This is a genomic window from Thalassobaculum sp. (genome assembly GCF_040219615.1).
Taxonomy (GTDB): Bacteria; Pseudomonadota; Alphaproteobacteria; order Thalassobaculales; family Thalassobaculaceae; genus Thalassobaculum_A.
In genome coordinates this window covers 296,621-313,840 of record NZ_JAVJSE010000038.1, presented here as the reverse complement: position 1 = coordinate 313,840, position 17,220 = coordinate 296,621, and the positions used below count along the sequence as shown (strand labels likewise).

Genomic DNA, 17,220 nt, shown 5'->3' with positions numbered 1-17,220 from the left:
GGCACCTCAGGACGAGGCGCCCGCGCACGGGAGCCTCACCGTTAGCCTCCTCATCCTGAGGAGCGCGCCGTGTGGCGGCGCGCCTCGAAGGGCTACTGGATCGCGATCGACAGGATTTCCAGGCTCTTGGCGCCGCGCGGTGTGGCGACCTCGACGGAATCGCCGACCCGCTTGCCGATCAGCGCGCGGGCGATCGGCGAGGCGGTGGAGATCATGCCCTTGGACAGGTCGGCCTCGTAGGGCCCGACGATCGTGTACTTGGTTTCCTCGTCGGTATCCTCGTCCGCGACCTCGACGGTGACGCCGAAGGTCACGGTGTCGCCCGACAGTTTCTTGACGTCGATCACCTCGCACCGGCTGGTGACGTCCTCGAGCTCGGCGACCCGGCCCTCGATGAAGGACTGGCGTTCACGCGCAGCGTGGTACTCGGCGTTCTCCGAAAGGTCGCCATGCTCGCGTGCCTCGGCGATCGCCTTGATCACCGCGGGACGCTCGACGGTCTTCAGCTGCCTCAGTTCTTCCTGCAGCCGCTGAAAGCCACTTGCTGTGATCGGAACCTTGTCCATCGGCCCACGCTGTCCGTTGCCCTACATATCCATGCCGCCCGTCGGAGGCGCCGTTGTCGTGTCCCGGCGATGTCGGGTTACCGGACCGGCCCCCCGCGCACGCCGCGACCGTCAGAACGACCCGGTCAAGTAGGACTGCAGGGGAGCCACTTCAAGGCGCCCGGCCTTCATCGCCGCGATCGCTCGAACCGCCGCGCGGGCGCCCTCGACGGTCGTGTAATAGGGAATATTGTGGGTGAGGGCGGTGTGGCGCAAGCTGAAACTGTCCCGGATGGCCTGGGCTCCCTCGGTGGTATTGATCACCAGGTCGACGTGTCCGGACAGCATGTTGTCGACGATGTGCGGCCGCCCCTCCAGCACCTTCTTCACACGGTGCGCGGGAATATCCTCGGCCTCCAGAGCATCCGCCGTGCCGGCCGTCGCCATCAGCTGGAAGCCCAGGCGATGCAGGTCGCCGGCGATCCTCACCAGGGCCGCCTTGTCGGCGTCGCGCACCGACACGAACACCGTGCCGGTCTCCGGCAGCACCACCCCGGCCCCGAGCTGCGACTTGGCGAACGCCCGGTCGAAGCTGCGGTCGATGCCCATGACCTCGCCGGTCGAGCGCATCTCCGGGCCGAGGATGATGTCGGTGCCGGGGAAGCGGGCGAACGGGAACACCGCCTCCTTGACCGCGATGTGGCCGAGCGGACGCTCCGACAGCGCGAAGCCGGCCAGCTTCTCGCCGGCCATCACCCGCGAGGCGATCTTGGCGATCGGCACGCCGGTCGCCTTGGCGACGAACGGCACGGTCCGGCTGGCGCGCGGGTTGACCTCGAGGATGAACACCTCGTCGTCCTTGACCGCGAACTGCACGTTCATCAGGCCGACCACGCCCAGGCCGCGGGCCAGCATGCCGGTCTGGCGCTTGACCTCGTCGACGATCGCCGCCGAGAGCGATACCGGCGGCAGCGAGCAGGCGCTGTCGCCGGAGTGGATGCCGGCCTCCTCGATGTGCTCCATCACGCCGGCGATGAACACGTCGGTGCCGTCGGCCACCGCGTCGACGTCGATCTCGGTGGCGTTGCGCAGGAAGCTGTCGATCAGCACCGGGTTCCTGCCCGACACCACGACGGCGGTGCGCATGTAGCGGCGCAGGCCCTCGACGTCGTGCACGATCTCCATGGCCCGGCCGCCGAGCACGTAGGACGGGCGGATCACCACCGGGTAGCCGATGGTCTCGGCGACCTTCTCGGCCTGCTCGGTGGACGTCGCCGTCCCGTTCTCCGGCTGGCGCAGCTCGAGCTTGTGCAGCAGCTTCTGGAAGCGCTCGCGGTCCTCGGCCAGGTCGATGGCGTCGGGCGAGGTCCCGAGGATCGGGATCTGCGCCTTCTCAAGCGCGGCGGCGAGCTTCAGCGGGGTCTGGCCGCCGAACTGCACGATGACGCCCAGCACCTCGCCCCTGGAGCGCTCGATCTCGACGATCTCGGTCACGTCCTCGGCGGTCAGCGGCTCGAAATACAGCCGGTCCGAGGTGTCGTAGTCGGTCGAGACGGTCTCCGGGTTGCAGTTGACCATGATGGTCTCGAACCCGGCCTCCGACAGCGCGTAGGCGGCGTGGACGCAGCAGTAGTCGAACTCGATGCCCTGGCCGATCCGGTTCGGGCCGCCGCCCAGGATCACGATCTTGCGGCGGTCGGTCGGGTCGGCCTCGTTCTCGGCCGCCAGCGCGCCGTCCGGACCGACCATGCCGGTCTCGTAGGTCGAGTACATGTAGGGCGTGTCCGACGGGATCTCGCCGGCGCAGGTGTCGATGCGCTTGAACACCGGCCGCACCCCGGCGGAGCGGCGGCGGGCCGCCACCACCTCTTCCTCATGGGCGGTGAGCTGGCCGAGCCGGGCGTCGGAGAAGCCCATGGCCTTGACCTGCACCCAGCCGGCCGAGTCGTCCGGCAGGCCGTCGGCCGCCAGCTTCGCCTCGGCCTCGACGATCTCCTTGATGCGGGCCAGGAACCACGGATCGATGTGGCAGGCGGCGTGCACCTCCTCGACCGTCATGCCGGCGCGGAGCGCCTGGGCGACGTTCAGCAGCCGCTCGGAGGTCGGCACGCTGAGTGCCGCGGTCACCTGCTGGCGGTCGATCTCGCCGCCCTCGGTGCCCGGCAGCTCGACCGGGTCCAGGCCGCACAGCCCGGTCTCCAGGCCGCGCAGCGCCTTCTGCAGCGACTCCGCGAAGGTCCGGCCGATCGCCATGACCTCGCCGACCGACTTCATCGAGGTGGTCAGCCGGGCGTCGGCGCCCGGGAACTTCTCGAAGGTGAAGCGCGGGATCTTGGTGACCACGTAGTCTATGGTCGGCTCGAAGCTGGCCGGCGTCACCTTGGTGATGTCGTTGTCGAGCTCGTCCAGGGTGTAGCCGACCGCCAGCTTGGCGGCGATCTTGGCGATCGGGAAGCCGGTCGCCTTGGAGGCCAGCGCCGACGACCGCGACACCCGCGGGTTCATCTCGATGACGATCTGCCGGCCGGTCGCCGGGTCGAGGGCGAACTGCACGTTCGAGCCGCCGGTATCCACCCCGATCTCGCGCAGCACCGCGATCGAGGCGTTCCGCATGCGCTGGTATTCCTTGTCGGTCAGGGTCAGCGCCGGCGCCACGGTGATCGAGTCGCCGGTGTGCACCCCCATCGGGTCGACGTTCTCGATCGAGCAGACGATGATGCAGTTGTCCGCGCGGTCGCGGATCACCTCCATCTCGTATTCCTTCCAGCCGAGCACCGATTCCTCGATCAGCACCTCGTGGGAGGGCGACAGCCGCAGGCCGTTCTGGACGATCTGCTCGTATTCCTCGCGGTTGTAGGCGATGCCGCCGCCCTGGCCGCCGAGCGTGTAGCTGGGGCGGATGATCGCCGGCAACCCGACATGCTCGAGCGCGTCGGCGGCATCCTCGAACTTGCCGATCTGGCGCGAGCGCGGGGTGTCGAGGCCGATCGCCGTCATCGCCGCCTGGAACTGCTGGCGGTCCTCGGCCTTCTCGATGGCCTCCAGGTCGGCGCCGATCAGCTCGACTCCGAACTCGGCGAGGGTGCCGTCGCGCGCCAGCGAGCGGGCGATGTTCAGCGCGGTCTGCCCGCCCATGGTCGGCAGCATGGCGTCCGGGCGCTCGCGCTCGATCACCTTGCGGACCATCTCCGGCGTGATCGGCTCGATGTAGGTGGCGTCGGCGGTGCCCGGGTCGGTCATGATGGTCGCCGGGTTGGAGTTCACCAGGATCACCCGGTAGCCCTCCTCGCGCAGCGCCTTGCAGGCCTGGGTCCCGGAGTAGTCGAACTCGCAGGCCTGGCCGATGACGATCGGCCCGGCGCCGACGATCAGGATGCTCTGGATGTCGGTGCGCTTAGGCATTAGGAACCACCGTCAAACAGCTTTGAGAACCAATCCCAGATATCTGCGAGTTTCACTTTTACAATTTCCGTCGTTGTTTTTTCGATTGCTATTTTGATTCCTAGGAATATTGGATCCAGCAATGCGCCCATAAGAACTTTGCCTTTTCTTAAGAATGTTTGTTTTCCAACATCCAGGGCAGCTATTGATACGTCGCGAACGGAGGTATCGAGTTTATTGTCTGATCGAATAGTCTCGATCGCCAACTCAATCTTCTCAATTCCGCGGGCCACATCTTCTGGCCTGTCATCCAGGTCTAGAATAGTTCCACTGTTGTGTCCGACGCCCGGTGGTGCTTGGTATTCATGCACCGTAGACTCAGTTGATGATATTCCGTTATCCGCTTTGAATTTTTCAATATTATCAACTGCCGACGTGTATGGTTCTTTGTTGTCTTTCAGTTTATTTTCAATGAATGATATTCCTTTTTCTGTTATCTGAAAAATATATCTAACTATATCGGCATCTGGTTCTGGCCCTGAAACCAAGTTAATCTTCCGGACATAACCTCTGGAAAACAATCCTTGAATACAAATTGCGCAAAATTCACGTCCGATTTCATCGGAGAATTTCTCGGCGAATAGATAATTGAGCGGCTCATCGGATGGCTCGACCATAAATGAATTCTGAGAAAGGTGGGTATCTTCGTACAGTTGACTCAAAATATAAGCTTCGACGTCAACCCGAAATGGAAATCGCTTCGCCATCTTACGCGTTCTCCATCAACTCCCGGAAACGGGCGAACAGGTAGTGGCTGTCCATCGGCCCCGGCGAGGCCTCCGGGTGATACTGCACGGAGAACACCGGCCGGCCGTCGACCTTCAGGCCCTCGATGGTGCCGTCGAACAGCGAGCGGTGGGTGACCGTCACCCCGTCGGGCAGCGAGCCCTCGGCGACGACGAAGCCGTGGTTCTGGCTGGTGATCTCGACCTTGCCGGTCTCCAGGTCCTTGACCGGGTGGTTCGCACCCCGGTGGCCCATGTGCATCTTCTCGGTCCTGGCCCCCAGCGCCAGGGCCAGCATCTGGTGGCCGAGGCAGATGCCGAACACCGGCTTGCCGCTGTCGATCAGCCGGCGCAGCTCCGGCACCGCGTAGATCCCGGTCGCCGCCGGGTCGCCCGGGCCGTTCGCCAGGAACACCCCGTCCGGCGCGTGGCCGAGGATCTCGTCGGCGGTGGTGCCGGCCGGCACCACGGTCACCCGGCAGCCCTGGGAGGCCAGGTTGCGCAGGATGTTGCGCTTCGCACCGTAGTCGACCGCGACCACGTGGAAGCGCGGCTCGGCGAGCGTGCCGAAGGCGTCGCCGCGGCCGTCGTCGGCGAAGCCCCAGAGCGTCTCGGTCCAGCCGTAGGTCTGGGTGCACGACACCTGCTTCGCCAGGTCCATGCCCTCCAGGCCCGGCCATTCGGCCGCCAGCTTGCGCAGCGCCGCCACGTCGATGTCGCCGTCGGGGGCATGGCACAGCACGCCGTGCGGCGCCCCCAGGTCGCGGATCCGGCGGGTCAGGCGGCGGGTGTCGACGCCGGCGAGGCCGGGCAGGTCGACCGACTTCAGCCAGTCGTCCAGGTGCCGGGTGGCCCGGTAGTTCGACGGGTCGGTGACGTCGGCCCGCAGCACGCAGCCGAGCGAGGCCGGCGTGGTGCTCTCCAGGTCGTTCGGGTTGGCCCCGACATTGCCGATATGCGGGAAGGTGAAGGTGATGATCTGGCCGGCGTAGGAGGGGTCCGTGAGGATCTCCTGGTAGCCGCTCATCGAGGTGTTGAAGCAGACCTCGCCGACCTTCGAGACCGCGGCGCCGAGCCCTCGCCCCCAGAACACCGTGCCGTCGGCGAGCACGAGGGCGCCGGTGGCGCCGGGCGGGGGAGGGGCGGGCGCGGTGGGGTCGGACATGGGCGGGCTCCGGTCGGGCGGGTGCCCGCGCGCCCGGGAACCCAGCGACGGCGCTGGGGTTGAAAACCGGTTGCGAACGGGCAAATTGGCGGGTTGATAGGCGAAAGGCCGCCCGGCGTCAAGCCGGAAGAATCTGCGAGAATGCAGTAAAATCAATGTCTTGCAATTCCGGGCCCCGTTTGCATGGTGCGGGCCGATCCTGTAATGTCCGGCTTCCGCCTTTTCGCCGGCGGACGACGGGCGACGGTCTCGGTCCTTGGGGAGAACCGACAATGTTGCGCGAACAACTGACTACAGCCTTGAAGGATGCGATGCGCGCGAAGGACACCCGCGCCGTCGCCACCGTTCGGTTGATTCTCGCGGCCCTGAAGGACCGCGACATCGCCGTGCGCGAGAAGGGCGTCATGGACGGCGTCGGCGAGGACGAGGTCCTCGCCATGCTGCAGACCATGATCAAGCAGCGCCAGGAGTCGATCCGGCTCTACGAGCAGGGCGGGCGCTGCGAGCTGGCCGAGCAGGAGCAGGAGGAGATCGACGTCATCCGGCGCTTCATGCCGACGCCCATCGAGGGCGACGAGATGGAGACCGCGGTCAAGACGACGATCAAGGAGATCGGCGCCTCCAACCTGAAGGACATGGGCCGCACCATGGCCGCCCTGAAGGAACGCTATCCGGGCCGCATGGACTTCTCGAAGGTCTCGGGCATCGTGCGCGCCTCGCTGGTCTGACGGCGGGGCGCCGGGCGCCCGTCGCTTCGTGGGTTCCGGATGCGTCCCGCCTGCGGCGATCCGCTCCGGAATGACGAATTGCTGAGGTCGTCATTCCGGGCAAGCGCAGCGCGACCCGGAACCCACCCGCCGCTACGGTGCCGACCGCTTCTCAGCCGACCGTCAGCCAGCCGATATAGCCGCCGTACAGCGCCAGGAAACCGAATCCCTCCAGCCGGCAGATCCGCCGCCCGGTGGCGGCGAACACCATCAGCAGCAGGGTCGCCGCGACCATCACCCAGATGTCCGTCCCGGCGATGTCGTCCGGGATGTCGATCGGCTCCACGATGGCCGTGACGCCGAGAATCCCCAGCACGTTGTAGATGTTGCTGCCGAGGATGTTGCCGAGCGCGATGTCGGCCTGGCGCCGCATCGCCGCGACCAGCGAGGTGGCGAGTTCCGGCAGCGAGGTGCCGACCGCCACCACGGTCAGCCCGATGACCGACTCCGAGATCCCGGTGCTGCGGGCCAGGATCACCGCCGCCGACACCAGCAGGTCGGCGCCGAACACCACCATCACCAGCCCGGCCAGCGACAGCAGCACCGCCACCGGCAGCCGGGTCGGCGCGGCGCCGGCCCCGGCGTCCTGCGGGGCCGGGCAGTCGGGGCAGGTCGGATGCCGGATCGTGACGTAGACATAGGCGACCAGCCCGGCCACCAGCAGCGCGCCGGTCAGCCGGTCGACGATGTCGAGCATCGCCAGGCCCAGGCAGGCGACCGCGACCGCCAGCGCCACCGAGCCGTCGCGCCGGAGCACCGCGCGGTCGACCGCGATCGGCATCAGCGCGGCGGTCAGGCCGAGGATCAGCAGGATGTTGGCGATGTTGGAACCGACGATGTTGCCGACCGCGATGCCGGGCGCGCCGATCAACGCCGCCTCGACGCTGGTCACCAGCTCGGGTGCCGAGGTGCCGAAGCCCACGACCACCACGCCGATCACGAAGGACGGCACGCCGAAGCGCTCGGCCAACGCGGCGGCCCCGCGCACCAGCACCTCGCCGCCGAGCAACAGGAGTACGAGGCCGGCCAGCAGCATCAGCGTCGTCATGGGTCGATCCACTCCAAGGGGGACGGGCGGCCGCGCCGCCCGCCGATTGCGGGGCCACGAGTTCGGGGGTCAGCGGCTGTAGATGGGGTTCGCACGGCCGTCCGCCACGGGCGATCCAGCATACCCGCACCTGCGTGCGGCGCATGGCTGCCATCCGACGGCGGCGAAACGCTTCGCCGGCCGGTCCCGGACGCCACGGTGCCTTGACCGGCGTGCGGCGGCGGGGGCAGGCTGCGGGCTGCGATTCATACTATCTCTCGCGCGCCCCAAGCCACGAAGCCTCGACGGCCACCGCTTCCCGGAGGAGACACACCGATGACCGACCGCCACGATCCCATGAAGGGCAAGCGCCGCTCCTCGCAGTGGTGGGGCAAGGTAGACAAGGACGGCTACGCGCACCGCTCCTGGATGAAGAACCAGGGCTTTCCGGCCGAGGTGTTCGACGGCCGCCCGGTGATCGGCATCGCCAATACCTTCAGCGAGTTCAATCCCTGCCACACGCATTTTCGCAAGATCTGCGACCACGTGAAGCGCGGGGTATGGGAGGCCGGCGGCTTCCCGCTCGAGTTCCCGGTGTTCTCGAACTCCGAGAGCCAGCTGCGGCCGACCTCGATGCTGTACCGCAACCTCGCGTCGATGGATGTCGAGGAGTCGATCCGCGGCCTGCCGATGGACGGGGTGGTGCTGCTGGTCGGCTGCGACAAGACCACGCCGGCGCTGCTGATGGGCGCGGCCAGCACCGACCTGCCGGCGATCTGCGTGTCCGGCGGGCCGATGCTGAACGGCTACTACAAGGGCGAGAAGATCGGCTCCGGCACCCATGTCTGGAAGTTCTCCGAGGCGGTGCGGGCCGGCGAGATGTCGATCGAGGCGTTCATGAGCGCCGAGGCCGACAACGCCCGTTCGGCCGGCCACTGCATGACCATGGGTACCGCCTCGACGATGGCGTCGATGGTCGAGTCCCTGGGGGTGTCGCTGCCGGCGAACGCCGCGATCCCGGCGGTCGACAGCCGGCGCTACGTGCTGGCGCACATGTCCGGCAAGCGCATCGTCGAGATGGTGATCGAGGACCTGCGGCTGTCGAAGATCCTGACCAAGCAGGCCTTCGAGAACGCCATCGTCACCAACGGCGCGATCGGCGGCTCGACCAACGCGGTGGTGCACCTGCAGGCGATGGCCGGGCGGGTCGGGGTCGAACTCGACCTGAACGACTGGGACCGGCTGGGCCGCGAGATCCCCTGCCTGCTGAACCTGATGCCCTCGGGCGAGCATCTTATGGAGGACTTCTTCTACGCCGGCGGGCTGCCGGCGATCCTGCGCGAGATCGGCGATCACCTGCACAAGGACGCCATCACCGCCAACGGCAAGACCATCTGGGAGAACGTCAAGGACGCGCCGTGCTGGAACCGCGACGTCATCTTCGAGATGAACAAGCCGTTCAAGCCGAACGGCGGCATCGCGGTGCTGCGCGGCAACCTGTTCCCGGACGGCGCGGTGGTGAAGCCGTCGGCAGCGACCCCGGAGCTGATGGTGCACACCGGCCGGGCGGTCGTGTTCGAGGACATCGACGACTACAAGGCGCGGATCGACGACGAGAGCCTCGACGTCGACGAGACCTGCATCATGGTCCTGAAGAACTGCGGCCCGAAGGGCTATCCGGGGATGGCCGAGGTCGGCAACATGGGCCTGCCGCCGAAGGTGCTGCGCAAGGGCATCACCGACATGATCCGGGTGTCCGACGCCCGCATGTCCGGTACCGCCTACGGCACGGTGATCCTGCACGGCGCGCCCGAGGCGGCGGCCGGCGGGCCGCTGGCACTGGTCGAGAGCGGCGACATCATCGAGGTCGACGTGCCGGGCCGGCGCATCCATCTCGACGTCTCCGACGCCGAGCTGGACCGCCGCCGGGCCGCCCGCGCGGCGTTCGCGAGCCCCTACGACCGAGGCTACACCAAGCTGTACGTCGAGACCGTCAACCAGGCCGACAAGGGCGCCGACCTCGACTTCCTGGTCGGCAAGTCCGGCACCCCGGTGATGCGCGAGAGCCATTGAAGGCGCCGAGACAGCGGGTGGGTCCCGGAGCCGGGCGCTGACACGCCCCCTCCGGGATGACGAGTTCAATGGATCGTCATCCCGGAGAGTCCGCGCGAGCGGACGGCTCCGGGACCCACGGCGCGACGTGCGTCACGCCACCGCCATGCCCTTCTGCACGGCCGGGCGGCCGCCGACCGAGGCGGCCCAGCGGGCCACGTTCGGCAGGTTGCCCTTGGCCTCGAGCAGCGTCTTGCGGGCGTCGTAGACCGGGTACAGCGCCATGTCGGCGAGGCCGAAGCCGCCGGCCAGGTATTCGGTGTCCGCCAGCCGCTTGTCGACATGGCCGAACATGGCGACCAGCCGGTCCTCGAACATCCCCTGGGCGGCCTTGTCCTCCAGCCGCGAGCTGTAGAACACGGCGCTGCTGGTCGGCGCCGCATCGGTCAGCGCGTACATCAGCCACTGCAGCTGGGTGGCCCGCTCGACCGGGTCGGCCGGCCAGAACCGGCCGGTCTTCTCGGCCAGGTACAGCAGGATCGCGCCGGACTGCGCCAGGGTGACGGTCTTGCCGCCCGGGCCGTCGCGGTCGACGATCGCCGGGATCGCCCCGACCGGGTTGATCTTGAGAAACTCCGGGCTCTTGCCCTCGCCCTTCATCAGGTCGAGCTTGTGGGTGGTGTAGGCGAGACCGCATTCCTCGAGCATGAGGGCCGGGCGGCGGCCGTTGCCGGTGCCGGCGGTGTAGAAGTCGATCATGGGAGCGGAACTCCGGGTTGACTGAGGTGCCGGGGACGGGCGGGCCGGACGGCCGCCCTGGATCCGGCGCCGCACACTACCGCGAAGCCGGTGTCGGCGTGTAGGGGGTCGGCGCAAGCCGCTCCTGAATCCCGGATGCGTTCCGTCGGCGACGGCCTGCTCCGGGACCCACGGAGCGACGGCCGTCAGCCGACCCGCTTGCCCTTCTCGTCGTAGCGGTACCAGCCGCGGCCGTAGCGCCGCCCGAGGCGGCCGGCGGCGTGCAGCTGCTTGATGGTCGGGCGGACATGCATGCGGTCGCCGTAGGCGTCCTCCAGGATGTTCGAGACCTTCAGCGCCAGGTCGATGGTGATGTTGTCCATCAACTCGAACGGCCCGACCGGATGGCCGAGGCCGAGCCGGCAGCCGGTGTCGATGTCCTCGGGCGTGCAGGCGCCTTCCTCAACCAGCCGGATCGCCTCGTCCCACATGGCGAACAGGATGCGGTTGACCGCGAAGCCGACCACGTCCTTGACCTGGATCGGGCTCTTGCCGATCGCCTCGCAGGCGGCGGTGGCGGCCTTGACGACCTCGGGGTCGCTGTCGAAGCCGGAGATCACCTCGACCAGCTTCATGCGGCTGACCGGCGAGAAGAAGTGCAGGCCGAGAAAGTTCTTCTGACGTGGCTCGGACAGGTAGGAGGCCAGCACCGAGATCGAGATCGACGAGGTGTTGGACGCGACGATGGCGCCCGGCTTCAGCACCGCGTCCAGTTGCTTGTATAGCGCGCCCTTGGCCTCCTGGTCCTCGGTGATCGCCTCGATCACCAGGTCGACGTCGCCATAGGCCGACACGTCGGTCGCGGGCTCGATGTTGGCGAGCGCGCGCGGCTTGTCCGCCTCGGCGAAGAAGCCGCGGCCGATGCCGGCGTCGAGGGTCGCCTCGAGCTTCTTCATCGCCTTGTCGACGAACGCCTTGTCCATGTCCATCAGGCGTACCTTGTGGTCGGCGAGCGCGAACACCAGCGCGATCTCCGAGCCCATCATGCCGGCGCCGCACACGCCGATCTTCTGGATGGTCATTATGGTTCTCCGTGTTGGTCGTGTCGTAGTAAGTGCCGCTCAGGCGGTGGGTGGATCCCGGAGCCCGCTTCGCGTCTCCGGTATGACGAAGAGGGAAAGGCTGGCGCCGGACCTTCCGCTTCCCTCCTCGTCATCCCGGCGCGGGCCGCCGCAGGCGGAACGCATCCGGGACCCACGAAGCGACGGGCGCTCACAGCCAGTCGCCCTCCATGGTCGTCAGCGTGTCGTCGAGGCTGCCCAGCAACGCCGCATGCTGGGCAGTGCGCGGCAGCTCCCAGGCGGCGACGTAGCGCGCCGTCTGCAGCTTGCCCAGCAGGAAATCGCGCGGCCTTCCCTCGGCCGCGTCCGGCAGTTCGTCGAGCGCCGCCAGCCCCTGGCGCAGCCACACCCAGCCGAACACCACGAGGCCCGCCAGGTCCATGTAGGCGGCCGCGTTGGCCAGCAGGCGGACCGCGCCGATGTCGGGTGCGGCCGTCAGCAGCGTTGCCGTCGTCGCGACCAGCCGGTCGAGGGCGGCGGCGGTCTCGTGCCGGATGGCGTCGAGCTCGCTCCTGCCCTCGGCCGCCGCCAGGGTCGCGCGGATCTCGTCGACCACGGCGGCGAAGGCAGCCCCGTCGGCGATCCCGGCCTTGCGGCCCAGCAGGTCGATCGCCTGAATCGCGTTGGTGCCCTCGTGGATCGGGTTCAGCCGGTTGTCGCGGTAGATCCGTTCCACCGGGTAGTCGCGGGTGTAGCCGTAGCCGCCGAGGATCTGGATGGCGTTGTGGTTGGCCTCCAGCGCCCGGTCCGAGAACCAGGCCTTGATGATCGGCGTCAGGAAGTCGAGCAGCAGCGCCTCGTGCCGGCGCACATCGGGGTCCGGGTCCTGCTTCTGGCGGTCGATGCGGATGGCGAGGTCGAGCGCCAGCATCAGTCCGCCCTCGGCCACCGCCTTCTGCTGCAGCAGCATGCGGCGGATGTCGGCGTGCTCGACCAGCGCCAGCTGCGGGGTCGCCGGGTCCTTGTCGCCGGGATGCCGGCCCTGGGCGCGGGTGCGGGCGTATTCCAGGCTCTCCTGGAAGCCGGCATAGGCCAGCATGATGGCGCCGAAGGCGACGCCGACCCGGGCCTCGTTCATCATGTGGAACATGTTGGCGAGGCCGCGGCCCGGCTCGCCGACCAGGTATCCGACGCAGTCGCCGCCGTCGCCGAAGTTCAAAGCGGTGTTGACGGTGCCGCGATAGCCCATCTTGTGGTTCAGGCCGACCAGGGTGACGTCGTTCGGCACCGTCGGCTCGCCGGCCGCGTCCAGGCGGTAGCGCGGCACGACGAACAGCGACAGGCCCTTCACGCCGGGCGGCGCGCCTTCGATGCGCGCCAGCGTCATGTGCACGATGTTGCGGGTCAGCTCGTGCTCGCCGGCCGAGGTCCACATCTTGGACCCCTTGACGGCATAGCGGTCGCCGTCGATGTGCCGGGCGGCGGTGCGCACGTCCGACAGCGACGAGCCGGCATGGGGTTCGGACAGCGCCATGGTCCCGAAGTAGCGGCCGTCCAGCATCGGCTCCATCCACAGCCGCTTCTGCTCGGCCGAGCCGTGGGCGTGGATCAGGTTGGCGGCGGCGATCGTCAGGAACGCGTAGCCGACGGTCGGGGTGTTGGCCGCCTTGAAGTGCGCGAAGGCGGCCTGCTGGATGGTCCAGGGCAGCTGCAGCCCGCCGAGCTCGGCGTCGTGGTGGGCGGCCAGGAAGCCGGCCTCGGCGAACGCCGCCAGCGCCTCGCCGATCTCCGGGATCAGCACCACCTTGCCGTTCTCGATGCGCGGCTCGTTGGCGTCCGACTTGGCGGCGTGCGGGCGGAACCTGTCCTCGGCGATCTGCCGGGCGGTCTCGATGACCTGCTCGAAGGTGCCGCGGTCGTGGTCGGCGAAGCGCGGGTAGCGGGTCAGCGCCGCGGCGTCGAGCACACGCCACAGGGTGAAGGCGAGGTCGTCGCGGTCGATCAGCGGCACGGCCATCGTTGTGTCACCCCAGCAGGAAGCCGCCGTCGACGGTTACCACCGTCCCGGTCATGTAGCGCGAGGCGTCGGACGCCAGCAGCAGCAGGGCGCCGTCCAGGTCGTTCTCCCGGCCGAGCCGCCGCTGCGGAATGCCCTTGACCAGCTTCTCGCCGGCCGGGCTGTGGAAGAACTCGGCGTTGATCGGCGTCTCGATGTAGCCGGGGGCGATGGCGTTCACCCGTACCCCGACCCGCGCCAGCTCCAGCCCCATCGCCTTGGTCAGGTGGATCAGCCCGGCCTTGGACGCGCAGTAGCTGGCGAGCTGGCCGATCACCTGCTGGCCCAGCACGCTGGCGATGTTGATGATCGAGCCGCCGTCCCTCTTGGCCATGCGCCGCGCCGCCTCCTGGCCGGCCAGGAAGCAGCCCTTCAGGTTGGTGTCCAGCACCGCGTCCCAGTCGGCCTCGGTGACCTCCAGGAACGGCTTCGGGATCGCGATCCCGGCGTTGTTGACCAGCACGTCGACCGGGCCGAGCGCGGCCTCGGCGGCGTCGAAGCCGGCGCGGACCGAGCCGGCGTCGGTGACGTCCATGGCGACCGCGTGGGCGGTGCCGCCGGCGTTCTCGATGCGTGTCTGCAGGTCGGCCAGCTTGCCGGTCTGGCGGGCCGCCAGGGCGACCTTCGCCCCGGCCGCGGCCAATGTCGTCGCGAACCCGGCGCCGAGCCCCTGGCTGGCGCCGGTCACCAAAACCGTCTTGCCGGTGAGGTCGCCGAAGCGGGCGGGGGCGTCGGTCATGGCGCGGTCTCCATCGGTCGCAGCGTGCGGCGAGTCATAGCCGGGTGCGGTGGCCCGCGCAAACCGTGGTCGCCGCGCCGGGAACCGCCGCCCGGCAACGCTGCGCTCACGCTGGAATCACGAACCGGGCCGCACCGTCCGAACATGGTTAACGGCGGTGGGCGGCGCGCCGATGGCGGGCTCACCCGAGCGAGGAGGCGAGAGCCATGAAGACCAGCCACGCGACCGGGGTGACCGGCGAGGGCCAGGTGCTGTTCTGCACACCCTTCGGCTACATGTTCCGAGATGCGGCCGGTTCGCCCGGATGCCTGCTGCCGGCGACCCAGCGGACGATCGACGGGCTGCTGGCGCTCGGCACCGCGATGGCGGATCCGGGCACCCAGGATCACCCGACGACCGAGTTCGACTCCGATATCCCGGCCGGGTTCACCTATTTCGGGCAGTTCATCGACCACGACCTGACCGCCCGGACCGACCGCGAGGCCGGCGACGGCGGGCTGTCGATCTCCGACGGCCGTGGCAACATCAACCCCGGCCTCGCGCCGCTGCCGCCGGCCGAGGTGGTGACCAGGGTGTTCAACGCCCGCCGCCCGCAACTCGACCTGGACAGCGTCTACGGCGACGGGCCGAGCCTGATCGACGCCGGCGCGGCGCAGGACGGCGTGGTCACCCGCTCCGACCATTTCTACAAGGACCTGCGGCTGCTGGTGGAGCGCGGCCCCGGGCGCTACCTGGACCTGCCGCGGCGGGACGGCGTCGCCCAGATCGCCGACGAGCGCAACGACGAGAACCTGATCGTCAGCCAACTGCACGCCACCATGCTGGCGTTCAACAACAGGGTGTTCGACGGCCTGCACGGCAGCACCGTCCAGGGCCGCTACAGCCAGGCCCGACGTCTGGTGCGCTGGGCCTACCAGTATGCCGTGGTCAACGACTTCCTGATGCGGGTCTGCGATCCCTCGATCGTCGAAGACACGGTCATGAACGGGCCGCGGTTCTACAGCCCGGCGGCCAACGGCGGCGCGGTGTTCATGCCGCTGGAGTTCTCGGTGGCGGGCTTCCGCTTCGCGCACTCCATGATCCGGCCGTTCTACAAGTTGAACGACGACGTCACCCGCGACATCAACGACATCCTGGAGCCGAGGCGCGACCGCGGCGACGACAGCCTGCTCGGGGTCGACCGCCGGCTGAAGCCGAAGAACGTGGTCGCCTGGCGGAACTTCGTCGACCTGCGCGCCGACGTGTTCGGGGGGCCGCAGTCCACCCGGCTGATCGACCCGCGGCTGGCACTCGGGCTGTTCCGGCTCGGCTTCGACGGCCTGCCGGACACCGCGATGATGTCGCACCTGACCCAGCGAAACCTTCTGCGCGGCCACCTGTTCAGCATTCCGACCGGGCAGGCGGTCGCCGAGCAGATGGGCATCCAGCCGCTGTCCGAGCCGGAGGTGCTCGGCGACGACGACAACATCGCCCAGGCGATCCGTACCGGGGGCTTCGAGAAGCGGACGCCGCTCTGGTACTACATCCTGCAGGAAGCCAAGGTGCAGGCTGGCGGCAGGACGCTCGGCGCAGTCGGCAGCCGCCTGGTCGCAGAGACCGTCGTCGGCCTGCTGAAGGCCGATCCGAACAGCTACCTGCGCAACCAGCACCACCCGGCGGTGACCGGCATCGGCATCGCCATCACCGCCGGCGACAGCACGGCCGTGGTGTCGTCGCTGGCCGACATCATCCGGTTCGCCGATGTCCGGAAGTAGCGGAGATCGGCCGTCGGGGCCGCCGTGGGAGCGGCGGTCCCGGCACCCCGCGCCGGACTGCCCGGCCTATTGCCCGGCCGAAGACAGGAACGCCCGGACCGCCGTCGCACGGTGCTCGGGCGGGCTGACGGACTCCAGGAACGATACGGTCTCCTCGACCGTCCCGCACTGCGTGACCAGGCTGGGATAGGGCCGGTCCAGGGACCGTTCGAGCAGCGCTTCGGCGGCCTGCTGGCAGTCGGCGCGGGACTCCCAGTGCTCCGACGGCATCGCGAGCACGTCGCAGGCCCGGATGGCGTCGTCGCAGCCGAGCAGGGTCAGGAATATCAGCACGGTCGTCATCGCATGGCCTCTCCTGAGACCAATGCCTGAAGCCGCTCTCGGTGCCCTACGGATCCGGATCTACGCGTCCGGGCGGCTCCGGCTCTCGGAGATATATGGTGGCGGTGCGGGCGCCTGGCAGCACCGGCTCACGCGGTCGTGCGCCACCCGCTACTCGACCGGGTAGTCCCGCCCCGGCCTGGGCCGGTAGGTCGGGAGCGACCAGCCGCGGGCGATGCCGCCGGCCCGGATCGCGAAGCCGACCAGGAAGCCGGCTGCCGCGGCAGCCGGCTTGTCGGCGCCGAGGGCGAGCATCGCGACATAGGTGCCGGCGCCGGCGGCGACCGCCGTGGCGTAGACCTCGCGCCGCAGGATCAGCGGGGTCTCCTGGCACAGCACGTCACGGATCAGCCCGCCGAAGGTCGCGGTCATGACGCCCAGCACCACTGCGACCGGGGCGACCGCACCGGCCCGCAGGCCGAGCTCGGCCCCCATCACGGCATAGGCCGCGATGCCGACGGCGTCGGCCCACAGCAGGACCACGAAGCGGCGCTGCACGACATGGGCGCCGACGAAGACCAGCACGGCGATGCCGAGGCAGACCGCCAGGTAGCGGCCGTCGGCGATCCAGAACACCGGGCGGCCCAGCAGCACGTCGCGCAGGGTTCCGCCGCCGATTCCGGTGGCGGTCGCCATCAGGCCGAAACCGATCAGGTCCATCTGCTTGCGGGACGCCACCAGGGCGCCGGTCGCGGCGAACACCGCCACGCCCAGCAGGTCGAGCCAGCCCATCCACCCGGCCATTCGCGCCTCCCTTATCGGTCCCGGA

Annotated in this window: 14 protein-coding genes; 3 read left to right on the top strand and 11 right to left on the bottom strand. The window is 68.7% G+C overall.

What is annotated here, in order from left to right:
• Positions 1-92: 92 nt before the first annotated feature.
• The 4 genes from greA to carA form a co-directional block, all read right to left on the bottom strand.
• Positions 93-566 (bottom strand): transcription elongation factor GreA, encoded by a 474-nt coding sequence (greA, locus tag RIC31_RS20280; protein WP_350111971.1) that lies wholly within the window; start codon positions 564-566, stop codon positions 93-95.
• Between the two features lie 111 nt (positions 567-677).
• On the bottom strand, positions 678-3,947 hold the full coding sequence (gene carB, locus RIC31_RS20275; protein WP_350111969.1) for a carbamoyl-phosphate synthase large subunit: 3,270 nt from the start codon (positions 3,945-3,947) through the stop codon (positions 678-680).
• Positions 3,947-4,693 (bottom strand): hypothetical protein, encoded by a 747-nt coding sequence (locus tag RIC31_RS20270; RefSeq protein ID WP_350111967.1) that lies wholly within the window; start codon positions 4,691-4,693, stop codon positions 3,947-3,949. The genes carB and RIC31_RS20270 overlap by 1 nt, the downstream gene beginning before the upstream one ends.
• Position 4,694: 1 nt before the next feature.
• Positions 4,695-5,876: a glutamine-hydrolyzing carbamoyl-phosphate synthase small subunit gene (gene carA / locus RIC31_RS20265; RefSeq protein WP_350111965.1), complete on the bottom strand. Its 1,182-nt coding sequence runs from the start codon at positions 5,874-5,876 to the stop codon at positions 4,695-4,697.
• Positions 5,877-6,148: 272 nt separating this feature from the next.
• On the opposite strand from carA, the gene RIC31_RS20260 reads away from it, so the two are divergent.
• Complete coding sequence (locus RIC31_RS20260; RefSeq protein ID WP_350111963.1) at positions 6,149-6,604, top strand: GatB/YqeY domain-containing protein; 456 nt, start codon at positions 6,149-6,151, stop codon at positions 6,602-6,604.
• Between the two features lie 151 nt (positions 6,605-6,755).
• Here RIC31_RS20260 and RIC31_RS20255 read toward each other — a convergent pair whose 3' ends face one another.
• Positions 6,756-7,691 carry a calcium/sodium antiporter gene (locus tag RIC31_RS20255; protein ID WP_350111961.1) on the bottom strand — a complete coding sequence of 312 codons (936 nt, stop codon included), beginning with the start codon at positions 7,689-7,691 and terminating at the stop codon, positions 6,756-6,758.
• Positions 7,692-8,006: 315 nt separating this feature from the next.
• On the opposite strand from RIC31_RS20255, the gene RIC31_RS20250 reads away from it, so the two are divergent.
• The gene (locus RIC31_RS20250; protein WP_350111959.1) at positions 8,007-9,743 is read left to right on the top strand and encodes an IlvD/Edd family dehydratase; all 1,737 of its coding nucleotides are present in this window, start codon (positions 8,007-8,009) and stop codon (positions 9,741-9,743) included.
• A gap of 132 nt (positions 9,744-9,875) precedes the next feature.
• Here the strand turns inward: RIC31_RS20250 and RIC31_RS20245 are convergent, their stop codons facing one another.
• From RIC31_RS20245 to RIC31_RS20230, 4 genes are all read right to left on the bottom strand, one after another.
• Entirely contained in the window at positions 9,876-10,481 is a 606-nt protein-coding gene (locus RIC31_RS20245; protein WP_350111957.1) for a glutathione S-transferase family protein, read from the bottom strand.
• Positions 10,482-10,666: 185 nt separating this feature from the next.
• Positions 10,667-11,542, bottom strand: coding sequence for a 3-hydroxyacyl-CoA dehydrogenase family protein (locus tag RIC31_RS20240; RefSeq protein ID WP_350111955.1), 876 nt, complete (start codon positions 11,540-11,542; stop codon positions 10,667-10,669).
• 190 nt (positions 11,543-11,732) lie between these two features.
• Positions 11,733-13,538 (bottom strand): acyl-CoA dehydrogenase, encoded by a 1,806-nt coding sequence (locus RIC31_RS20235; RefSeq protein ID WP_350111953.1) that lies wholly within the window; start codon positions 13,536-13,538, stop codon positions 11,733-11,735.
• Positions 13,539-13,545: 7 nt separating this feature from the next.
• On the bottom strand, positions 13,546-14,316 hold the full coding sequence (locus RIC31_RS20230; RefSeq protein WP_350111951.1) for an SDR family NAD(P)-dependent oxidoreductase: 771 nt from the start codon (positions 14,314-14,316) through the stop codon (positions 13,546-13,548).
• Between the two features lie 206 nt (positions 14,317-14,522).
• Here RIC31_RS20230 and RIC31_RS20225 point away from each other — a divergent pair, with 206 nt between their 5' ends.
• On the top strand, positions 14,523-16,070 hold the full coding sequence (locus RIC31_RS20225) for a peroxidase family protein (RefSeq protein WP_350111949.1): 1,548 nt from the start codon (positions 14,523-14,525) through the stop codon (positions 16,068-16,070).
• A gap of 66 nt (positions 16,071-16,136) precedes the next feature.
• Here the strand turns inward: RIC31_RS20225 and RIC31_RS20220 are convergent, their stop codons facing one another.
• Both RIC31_RS20220 and RIC31_RS20215 read right to left on the bottom strand, forming a co-directional pair.
• Complete coding sequence (locus RIC31_RS20220; RefSeq protein WP_350111947.1) at positions 16,137-16,412, bottom strand: hypothetical protein; 276 nt, start codon at positions 16,410-16,412, stop codon at positions 16,137-16,139.
• A 150-nt stretch (positions 16,413-16,562) separates the two neighbouring features.
• A complete protein-coding gene (locus RIC31_RS20215) occupies positions 16,563-17,195 on the bottom strand; it encodes a trimeric intracellular cation channel family protein (RefSeq protein WP_350111945.1) in 633 nt (210 codons plus the stop codon).
• Positions 17,196-17,220 lie beyond the last annotated feature (25 nt).